Source organism: Treponema sp. R8-4-B8 (assembly GCF_054786175.1).
Genome location: NZ_BDHE01000483.1, coordinates 83,848 through 94,675, shown reverse-complemented (window position 1 = coordinate 94,675; position 10,828 = coordinate 83,848). Strand labels below are relative to the sequence as shown.

Genomic DNA, 10,828 nt, shown 5'->3' with positions numbered 1-10,828 from the left:
TAGGGATCTTTACGAAATAAGCTGTCCTGAAATTGACTGGTTTGTAAAACGGGCGCAGGAAATTGAAGGGGCGGCAGGTTCAAGAATGATCGGCAGCGGTTTTGGCGGATGCACGTACACTATTATCCGCAGAGAGCTTGTCGAAGAATTTAAAAGGCGGCTTGAAGATTACGAGCGGATTTTCGGGTTTAGGCCAGTGATTTACGAAGTTAAATTGGCTACAAGGGCAAGGGTAATATCCGAGCCGGTTGTCGAAACTAGGCGCAGCATCGCGACTACAACTGGTTCCCGTACTGTACGCAAGAGGGTTTATGCGAATACTGCTGACAAATGACGACGGAATTTCCTCCGCGGGGATAAGGCTGCTCGAGAAAGCTTTACGCAACGCGGGGCATAGGGTTTTTACGGTCGCTCCTCATCATAACCGTTCAGGCTGTTCTCATTCCATTGAATTTTTAAAGGGCCCTTTAAGGTTATCGGAGATTGAGGAAGACACATGGTCGTGTTCAGGCACGCCCGTGGATTGCGTTATAACCGCCCTTTTGGGAGGAATTCCGGAAATCTGCATTTCTACCGAAGGAACCGCGCTCAATATGGAAAGAGCGCCTGATCTCATTTTGTCCGGGATTAACGCTGGCGCGAATTTGGGGACTGATATTGTCTATTCGGGAACCTGCCGCCCCTTCAATTTCCTGCGCCCGTTTTACAAACCAGTCAATTTCAGGACAGCTTATTTCGTAAAGATCCCTAAGGCTCTCATGGGAATGGTATATTATTTTCGCGAATGAAGCCAGATCGGAGCGTTCTAGCGCGTCAGCCGCGTCATTCACCCTGCGTATTTCCTCGACAATGTGCATGCACCTGCGCCTGATCTGCTCTGGAAAGTTTCCGATAACTTCAAGAAGATCGCCTGAAGCGTAATCTTTAAAATCCGCGCCGTCGTTTTTTTGCGAAAGAAGCTCAAGCCCTTTTAAAATATCATTCTGCCGCGACGCGATTTCTCTTTCAGCGCCAATTCTGGGAACGCGGGAATCAACAAGTATGAAACGAAAATTGGCAAACGGCGATTTTATCAGTTTTACATTGGGGAGCGGCGTTTTATTGTCGCCTATCGCGCTTGCATCCGCCGTTTTAATGGCGGATACGTCATTTTTAGACGAATCAAAAAATAAAAATTGATCTTTGCGCGCTAAAAAACAGACAAGATAATCCGCAAGCTCCGCGCGTTCGCCAAAAATTTTTTCATGCGCTTCTTTTAATTTACGCGCGAAATCTTCATCGTTTATTTGAACGCGCAAAAGGCCTCTAAGCGCAGTTGCGGCGGCTGTTTCTATAGCGATTGAAGACGCAAGTCCGATATTTTGGGGAATATCGCCGCAAAAAGAGAAATTAAGCCCCTTCATCGGGTAACCTAACTCGATAAAAAGGTAAATTGCGGGCTTTAAATAGTTAGCCCAGCGATCTTCGCGCCTGAATTTCAAGCTGACAACAGTGGTTCTCTTGCGCTCACCGATATCCGCGGCAAAAAAACGGAAAGATTTGTCTTTTCTTGGGCTTACGGCAAGATGAATATACCGATCCACCGCCGCGGAAAGGAAAATTCCCGATTTTGGATCGCCCTGCCCGCCTAAAAAGTGAATTCTCCCCGGAGATTCCGCGAAAACAACAGGAGTTGATCGGTCTTTTTCGAGATCATATTCTTTTCGGTGAATTTGACCGATGTTAAGCATGAAATCCTCTCTTTTTGCTTTGACTCATTTTATCAGTAAATATCGCTAATTTCAATGGCGGGTATTTTGAAAATATGGGGAATTTACCGAAAGAATTTCTCACAAAGAACACAAAGGAACAAAGATCACGAAAGGGAAGAGGGGGAATGGGGAAATTAGCAGTGAGCAGTGAGCAGTGAGCAATTTCGTTGTTTGCGGGCGCGGTCTTTTGGCAAGCTGATATGCTTGCTAATTTCGCTCTTTGGTCACTTCGACAAGCTCAGTGACCCACGCATTGCTCACTGCTCACTGCTCACTGCTCACTGCTCACTGCCTCAGTCCATCATCACAAACGCCGCCCAATAAAAGGGCATCGGGTACTTGGCGCGGACTTTTTTCTGCGCTTCTTTAAACGCCTCCTGCCTGCTCTTTCCTGAGATTAGCCATTCATTGTAAAAAGTGCTCATCAATAGCGCGGTGGCGGCGTCGTCCACTTCCCACAGGCTCATTATTAGGGTCTCCACTCCAGCCAGTTTGAAGGCGCGTTGTAAGCCGAAAACTCCTTCGCCGTTTTTTACGTCACCTAAACCGGTTTGGCAGGCGGACAGCACTACCAATTTTGCGCCTAACAGGTTCATGCCGGCGATTTTTGCCGCGGTTAGAATTCCGCTCTCAACGCCTGCTACTGGCTCATTTGTCCACGCGTGATTGCCGCCAGCCAATAAAATCCCCGAGCGCAACAGCGGATTGTCTATTGGTTTTAATGCGCCGCTGCTTTGCTGTTGCTGCCCATCATCGTTTTTGCGTTCAGGGTCGGGAAGAAAGAAGCCGTGGGTAGCCAAATGAATTAACCCTGTTTTTTTGCCGCTCAACTGTCTGAAAGATTCTTCGTTGCCCATGCTGCCCTGATACATGGTATTGGCTATCTTTTTTTTATTTAAATAGCCTTGTATATTTTGCACTTCAACACGAGTTGCGGGTAGTGGGATCCACGCCGCGCCACGAGTTACGCCTTCGGGCGAAGCGAAAGAAATAGCGGGCGTGGCGGTTTCTGTATGGTATGATTGCGCCGCCGCTTTCATGGCGTTTTCGTCGGCGTTATAATCAAGCCCGCCGTACAGAACCGCCGACGTTATTTGCGCCGTCTCTTTTTTACTTCGTGAAAGATGTACGACTTCGCTTGTGCTTGACACCAGATTCAGATTGTATCTGTCAGTCAGGCGTTTATTGTAGGAATCGTCTACAGGCAGGGCGTTAAACGCTATCTTGTACAGCAGCCCCGAAGGCGAGTAATAAACCGTTGTAACTCCTTTTAATTCCTGTTCCAGAGGTTTCCATACATATTCAAACAACTCCAGTCCGTTGGCGTTGTAAAGGATACGCGCCTGCTGTTCAGAGCTTCTTCCTTCAGCTTTGTCCAGTATTTCTCTCAGGTCGCCCTCCTTGCACAGAAGAACCCACACTGGCGCCTTGCTGTCCTTTTTTATCACAAGCGCCGCGTATTGAACCGTATCCGTCAATTTTTTGTCGTAAATCCTGAAAGACACAAACTCAATGGCGGCTTCGTTCTTTTGCAGGCTTTTTTGTATGGTTTGCCAGTTAATAGCCAAATCCGTTTTTAAATCCCTAAAAGCGGCGGAGGATTGGGTGAGCGATTTGTCCAGCGCTTCTGCTTGGGTCTCAAGACTCTTGATATACTCTTCGTTGCCGCCGCTTTGCCTCAACGCGCTGATCTGCTGGTGCAAACCGCCTAATTCTTCAAATTGGGCGATTAGGGCCTGGTCGCCAGAAGCGTATATCGCGTCACGCACGGCGTTAGCGGTACGGAGCAGTATGCCTTTGGAGAACAGGGCGGTTTCGTAATTAAGGATATTGCTTTCGGGGACAGGGTTGTAGAAGGAGAGGGAATAGGCGTATTCAAAAAACCTTGAATTAGCGTTCCAATAAGCGTCTCGCTGGTGTTCAGTTTGGAAGGAGAAATTTCTATTAACAATGCCAATATTTATTTTAATGTGTTCCTGTTTATACGCAAGCGCCTTCGCATATTCTTTCTTGCTCAAATACAGCGTATACAAATTATTAAGTGATGAGGCATAATAGGGATGCTCTTTACCCAGCGCCTTTTCCCTGATGGCTGCCGCCTCCAGATAATAGCTTTCCGCTTTGGCATAATCGCCTATTCTGTAATACAGAACTCCCAAGTTGTTTAACGATGTGGCATAAGAGGGATGCTCTTTACCCAGTGTCTTTTCCCAGATGGCTGCCGCCTCCAGATGATAGTGCTCCGCTTTGGCGTAATCGCCCATGCTGGCATACAGAGTTCCTAAGTTGTTTAACAACGTGGCATAAGAGGGATGTTCCTTGCCCAGCGCCTTTTCATATATTGCCATCGCCTCCAGATAATAACGTTCCGCTTTGGCGTAATCGCCCATCTCCCAATACAGCGCTCCCAAGCCTATTAACGACCCGGCATAAGAGGGATGTTCCTTGCCCAGCGCCTTTTCATATATTGCCATCGCCTCCAGATAATAACGTTCCGCTTTGGCATAATCGCCCAAGCTTCGATATAATTCACCTATGCTGAATAACGACCCTGCATAATCGGGATGCTCTTTACCAAGCGCCTTTTCACGGATTGCTGCCGCCTCCAGCTCATAGCGTTCCACTTTGGCGTAATCGCCCATGCTGGAATACAGCGATCCCAGGTTGTCTAACAAGGTGGCATAATAGGGATGCTCTTTACCCAGCGTTTTTTCATATATGGCTGCCGCATCTAGAAAATAACGTTCAGCTTTGGCATAATCGCCCATGCTTTGATATAAATTACCCATGCTGATTAACGACGTGGCATAATCGAGATGATCTTTACCAAGCGCCTTTTCACGGATGGCAAGCGCCTCCAGATGATAGCGTTCTGCTTTGGCATAATCGCCCATGCTTTTATATAATTTACCCAAGCTGAATAACGACGTGGCATAATCGGGATGCTCTTTACCAAGCGCCTTTTCATAGATGGCTGCCGCTTCCAAATCATAGCGTTCCGCTTTGGCATAATCGCCCATTTCCAAATATAGCGCTCCCAAGTTGCCTAACGATGTGGCATAATCGGGATGCTCTTTACCCAGCGCCTTTTCAAAGATGGCTGCCACCTCCAGATAATAGAATTCCGCTTTGGCGTAATCGCCCATAGCGTCATATAGCCATCCCCTGTTGTTTAACGTCTTGGCATATTCGGGATGCTCTTTACCCAGCGCTTTCTCAAATATGGCTGCGGCCTCCAGATAATATTGTTCTGCGATAGCATAGTTTCCATTATCACCATACGCATAAGCCAAACAAAACAAAGGTATGTATTGTGGGGCTGAAATATTGGGGGCAATCTCTTTAAGGGCGGTTACTATGCCGCTGTAAAAAGTTATTCTGTCTTCAATACTTTTTCCCGTTTCGTCATATTCGTTAAATAGGGTCAACTGTTGTTCAATCTGCGTATAGTTATCCGCTATGCTTTCCCACAAGGAGCCGGTTCTGAAATTTACAAGGTCATCGTCCTTGCTCATCCATTCAAAATCGTAATAGCCCAGGGCAAGGGCTTTATACATTTCCGCCTCGGCTTTTTCTATTTCTCCTTTTAGTGAATATATACAGGCAAAATTATAATAAACACTACTATCCGAACTGCCCCGTTTTTCCGCCTCCGTCAGCCAAAACAGCGCATTGGTAAATGCAGGCCTATCTTCATGTGTATATAAATTACCCAACTGCTCGATAGGCCACAGTTCTCCCGGTTTAAGCTCATGCATACGCATAAGCAGGGGTATGGCGGCTGAATTATCGCTTTTTTCAATATACGTGTTTGCCTGTTCAGTCAATGTGCCATACCCATCATGGGTAGCCCTTTCCTCGGCGATTCCCTTTGCAAAAACAGCCCCCCACGCGCACACCGCCAACACGGCGGCTATTAGCAAAATCTTTAGTCTCATTACCCTACTCCTGTCAAATATTATACCAAAAAGTTCTCACACGTTAAATAGACGCACGGCGTCAAGCCGTGTAGATGAATAATGCCGCACAACGTAGCACCAATAAAGGCCGCTGTCTGTAATTAAGGCAAGGCGGCCTTTAGGCTGCCGCCAGTGCGCAGAACACTAAGAGACAAAGAACACAAAGAGGGAATAAAGGTTTTTGATCGTTATCTTATCGTGAAGCCCGCGCATAACCTTCGGACAAAAATTCCCTTTTTTCTTACTTTGTGATCTTTGTACCTTTGTGCTCTTTGTGTGAACCTCTTTCGTAAAAACTATTCAGTAAAAACTATTCAGAATAGCGCTTCATTAATATATTTCATTTATTTTCTCTATGGAAAGACCTGTAATTTCATGCACAAATTCAGACGTTGAACCTTTTGCAAGCAAATTTTTCGCTATTATTAACTTTTCTTTTTCCATGCCTATTTCTTCGCCTTCTTCACGGGCTTCTTCTCTGACAACTCTCATTTCCACTTCAGGGTCATATTCACCGTACAGCATATTCAATACCTCCGAACCATTCTTTCTTAAAAAATCCTTCAGAATATTATTCTTTATACAATAGTTTATCGCGGATTTGAACGCTTTATCAAGTATTTTTTTCTTTTCGTTTTTATCAGGATACTTCCGTTGATACTCTTTTTGATACTCACGTATCTTGTCAATAAACTGGCTGTAATTGTCAAGCGTTTTGCTTTTGTTTAATATTCCCTGATTATGTCCCTTATTGATATTGTAAACCTGCACCACCAGTTCCAACGGCAAATCAATCTTTATTTTGTCAGTTTTTATAAAAGCGTCTGAAAGCCTTAATTCTTTGTAATCGGGATATGGGTCTGTACCGTTGTACAGAACGATAAACTCCGGCTTTGGAATTTTTTCGAGCCTCCTTTTGAATTTGTCTTCGGGAACCGTTATCACTTCATACAGTTTTTCAACGTACATCAGGCACCGCAGCGGCATGTTTTCGTTAATGGTTGACTGGTGCTCAATCAAAACAATGAGCCGCTTGTCGAGTAAAAATGAAATGTCGTTTCTCTGCCTCCTGAAAAGTACGTCTGAAAGCGTGTTAATGTCGATAGGCACGTCAGGCGGAAGGGCAACGCCCTTTATCGCCGAATAAAGTTCCCTTAAAAGAGCCGGATTACTGAAAAGGAACGTAAAAACGGTGTCCTTGTGTTTTTCGTTGGCATTTTCCATAAATGTCCTCCATAAAAAGATTTGTAGTTGACCGCCGCAAGACGGTTGCCGTTAAAACAGCTTAAAAACTACATACCCTATATGGGTGCGGACTTGCCATTTTGCTTGACCGTTTTTGAATTTTTTTTGAAAAAATTTCACACAAAGGCCACTAAGAAAGAGAAGAACACAAAGGGGGGAAAAATTGAAGAAGAATCTCTCGCAGAGGCGCAGAGGAAGAAGGGAATAGGGAAAATAGCAGTGAGCAGTGAGCAATTTCGTTGTTTGAGGGCGTGGTCTTGGCAAGACGCTATGCTTGCTAATTTCGCTCTTTGGTCACTTCGACAAGCTCAGTGACCACGCGTTTCTCACTGCTCACTGCTCACTGCTCACTGCTCATTGCTCACTGCTCACTGCTCACTGCCTCAGTCCATCATTACAAACGCCGCCCAATAAAAGGGCGCGGGGTACTTGGCGCGGACTTTTTTCTGCGCTTCTTTGAAGGCTTCCTGTCTGCTCTTTCCTGAAATTAGCCATTCATTGTAAAAGGTACTCATCAGTAACGCGGTGGCTTTATCGTCCACTTCCCACAGGCTCATTATTAGGGTTTCAACTCCGGCAAGTTTGAAAGCGCGTTGTAAGCCGAAAACTCCTTCGCCGTTGTTTATGTCTCCTAAGCCGGTTTGGCACGCGGACATTACAACTAATTTTGTTCCAAAAAGATTCATGCCGGCGATTTTGTCCGCGGTAAGGATGCCGGTATCCACGCCTTCTACCGGGTTATTTGTCCACGCGTGGTTGCCGCCAGCCAATAAAATCCCAGAGCGCAGGAGAGGGTTATCCGCCGGTTTTAACACGCCGCCGCGCTGCTGCTGTTCAGCGTCGTCATGTCTGCGCTGAGCGTCAGGTAGAAAAAATCCGTGCGTGGCAAGGTGAATTAAACCTGTTTTTTTGCCGCTTAACTGTTTAAAGGACTCCTCATTGCCCATGCTGTCCTGGTAGAGAGTGTTGGGTATCTTTTTTTTCTTTAAATAACCTTGTATATTTTGAACTTCTTTCCGCGTCGCCGGCAACGGAACCCACGCGCCGCCTCTTGTTACCGTGGCGGGCGGAGCGGAAGCTGTAGCGATTCTAGTTTCATCTTTTTTAAAGGGGCTTGCGGCGGCGCGCATTTTTTTCGCGTCCGCGTTGTAATCAAGGCCTCCGTATAAAACAGCCGACGTAATCTGCGTTGTTTCCGTCTTGCTTCGGGAAAGACGCGTAACTTCACGCGTGCTGGATACAAGATTTAAATTGTATTTATCGGCAAGCCGTACTTCAAAGGAATCGTCTACTGGCAGGGCGTTAAACGCTATCTTATGCAGAAGTCCCGAAGGCGAGTAATAAACGGTTTTAACGCCGGTTAATTCCTTTTCCAGAGGCTCCCACAGGGCATAGAATAATTTTAAACCGTTAGCGCTGTAAATAATTCTGGCCTGTTCGCTTGAACTTCTTCCTTCTGCTTTGTTAAGCACCTCACGCAGATCATCTTCATCGCATAACGGAACCCAGATGGGGGCGTTGCTGTCAGGTTTTAATACAAGCGCGGCAAATTGAATTTTATCAGTCCATTTTTTGTCGTAAACCTGAAAACTGACAAATTCAACCGCGGCTTCCCCCTGCCGCAAGCCGCTTTTAACGTCCTGCCACTGTAAAGCCATGTCGGCTTTTAAGTCGCGGAAAGCGGCGGAAGCGACGGTAAGCGCTTTGTCAAGAGCGTCTGCCTGTTCTTCAAGAGCGTTTAAGGTTTTTGTATCGGCGCCTTCTTTTTGCTGTAACTGGCTTATCTGTTGACGGAGCGCGAGCAGCCGCTCAAACTGTTCGATTAAGGCTTTATCGCCGGAAGAATAAATCGCCTCACGAACCGCGTTGGTCGTACGCAGAAGAAGCCCTTTTGTAAACAAAGTGTTTGTATAGTTTAAACCGTTCACCGCGTCCACCGGATGTTTCATGGATAGGGAATAGCTTGCTTCAAATAACGATAATATCGTTTGCACGAATAAACCCCGCTGCCCTTGTGACATAAAAGAAAAATTACGATTTATCATGTCTATTCCTAGCGAACACAGTTCTTTATTAAAGGTTTCAGCTTTGGCGTAATTTCCCATGCTTTGATACAGGACCGCCAGATTACCAAGCGCGCGCGCGTAATCGGTATGGTTCTTGCCATAGACTTGCTCATAAATATTTTTTGATTCCAGATAATAAGATTCAGCCTTCGCGTAGTCACCTTGCGCGTGATACATAAGGCCCAGATTACCTGATACCATCGCGTAAAGAGGGTGTTTTTTGCCGTAAAGCTGTTCAAAAATCGCCCTTGCTTCCAGATAATAAGGTTCAGCCTTTTTATAATCACCTTGATTATCATACAAAATACCCAGACTATTTAACGCTGTCGCGTAAAAAGGATGTTTTTTGCCATAAGCCTGCTCGTAAATATTTTTTGATTCCAGATAAAGAGGCTCCGCTTTGCCATACTCCCCGATATCACAATACAAACCGGCAAGATTAATTAACGCCGCCGCGTATTCGGGATGCGTTTTGCTATAAACCTTCTCATAAACCGCTTTCGCTTCCAGATAGCAAGACTCCGATTTAATATAGTCGCCAAGAGAACGGTACAAGCCGGCAAGATTAATTAATACTGCCGCGTAATCAGCATTTTCCTTGCCAAAAATTTGCTCATAAACAGTTTTTGCTTCCAGATAGCAAGATTCAGCTTTTGCATAGTCATCGATTTGATGATAAAAATAACCCATGTGATCCAATAATTTAGCGTAATCGGGGTCTTTTTTCCCATACAGTTTTTCCAATAAAGTTTTTGCTTCCAGATAATAAGATTCCGCTATAATATAGTTTCCCATATCCGCGTTTAGACTGGCAAAATTATCCAATAAAATCGCATATTCGCGTTCTTTTATGCCGGTTTTTTCATAAATAGTTTTCGCTTCTGAAAAGCAAGCTTCAGCTTTGGCATAGTTTGATGTAACATAATATATGTTACCCAAATCACCTAATGCCGTGGCGTACTCAGTAGAATTCTTTCCATACAGTTTCTCATAAATATTTTTCATCTCCAGATAATAAGGTTCCGCTTTAGTATAGTTTCCAAGTGTTTCATACAGGAACCCGATATTTTCCAATACACTTGCGTATTCTTTATTTTCCTTGCCGGTGACTTTCTCATAAATGTTTTTTGAATCCAACAGATAAGATTCAGCTTTAGCGTAGTCTGAGAGCTTGAGATATATATAACCTAGATTAAATATAGTCAGCGCGTACTCTAGACTGTTTTTGTTATTCGCTTTTTCATAAATTGTTTTCAACTCCAAAAAATACGGCTGTGCTTTAGCATAGTTATCATTTTTCACATAAAAACCGCCCAGATAACCTAATATCTGATAATAATCGGAGTTTTCTTTGCCGAACACGCGCTCATAAATAACTTTAGCTTCTAACAGGGCGGATTCCGCTTTAGCGTAATTCTCGGTATTCACATAAATAACGCCCAGATAAGCTAATATCTCATAATAATCTGCGTTTTCCTTGCCATATACCCTCTCATAAATAACTTTAGCTTCTAACAAGGCGGATTCAGCTTTCGCGTAGTCTTCAATACCTAGATACAATGTGCCTAACCATTTCGCGACCGCCGCGTAATAATAATCTCCCACCCTAATAAAAAGGTCTTTGTTCTTCACCAATAGCGCGACAGCCTCACTGTATTTCTCTTTTTCATGAAGCGCGCTTGCCTGCTCCCAAATTTGATCCGCCTGCCTTTTGAGCGCGTCACTCCCCTGCGGCATCACTTGAGACACGACGACTAATAGCAAAATTACCGTAATAAAGTTTTTCATAAGTTTACTCCTAAAAATA

Annotated in this window: 5 protein-coding genes and 2 pseudogenes; 3 read left to right on the top strand and 4 right to left on the bottom strand. The window is 44.9% G+C overall.

Annotated elements, in window-relative coordinates; translation table 11 throughout:
• Both ACYVRA_RS11155 and ACYVRA_RS11150 read left to right on the top strand, forming a co-directional pair.
• A pseudogene (locus ACYVRA_RS11155) lies at positions 1-334 on the top strand (hypothetical protein); the annotation flags it as partial.
• Positions 312-617, top strand: a pseudogene (locus tag ACYVRA_RS11150) (5'/3'-nucleotidase SurE); the annotation flags it as partial. The pseudogenes ACYVRA_RS11155 and ACYVRA_RS11150, both read left to right, overlap by 23 nt.
• On the opposite strand, the gene ACYVRA_RS11145 reads toward ACYVRA_RS11150, so the two are convergent.
• From ACYVRA_RS11145 to ACYVRA_RS11135, 3 genes are all read right to left on the bottom strand, one after another.
• Entirely contained in the window at positions 507-1,730 is a 1,224-nt protein-coding gene (locus ACYVRA_RS11145) for a galactokinase (protein ID WP_461252780.1), read from the bottom strand. The pseudogene ACYVRA_RS11150 and the gene ACYVRA_RS11145 overlap by 111 nt on opposite strands.
• A gap of 314 nt (positions 1,731-2,044) precedes the next feature.
• Complete coding sequence (locus ACYVRA_RS11140; protein ID WP_461252779.1) at positions 2,045-5,689, bottom strand: tetratricopeptide repeat protein; 3,645 nt, start codon at positions 5,687-5,689, stop codon at positions 2,045-2,047.
• A 351-nt stretch (positions 5,690-6,040) separates the two neighbouring features.
• Complete coding sequence (locus tag ACYVRA_RS11135; RefSeq protein ID WP_461252778.1) at positions 6,041-6,934, bottom strand: RpnC/YadD family protein; 894 nt, start codon at positions 6,932-6,934, stop codon at positions 6,041-6,043.
• A 27-nt stretch (positions 6,935-6,961) separates the two neighbouring features.
• Between ACYVRA_RS11135 and ACYVRA_RS11130 the strand changes: the two genes are divergently transcribed.
• Complete coding sequence (locus tag ACYVRA_RS11130; RefSeq protein ID WP_461252777.1) at positions 6,962-7,270, top strand: hypothetical protein; 309 nt, start codon at positions 6,962-6,964, stop codon at positions 7,268-7,270.
• A gap of 68 nt (positions 7,271-7,338) precedes the next feature.
• Here ACYVRA_RS11130 and ACYVRA_RS11125 read toward each other — a convergent pair whose 3' ends face one another.
• Positions 7,339-10,809 (bottom strand): CHAT domain-containing tetratricopeptide repeat protein, encoded by a 3,471-nt coding sequence (locus ACYVRA_RS11125; RefSeq protein WP_461252776.1) that lies wholly within the window; start codon positions 10,807-10,809, stop codon positions 7,339-7,341.
• Positions 10,810-10,828 lie beyond the last annotated feature (19 nt).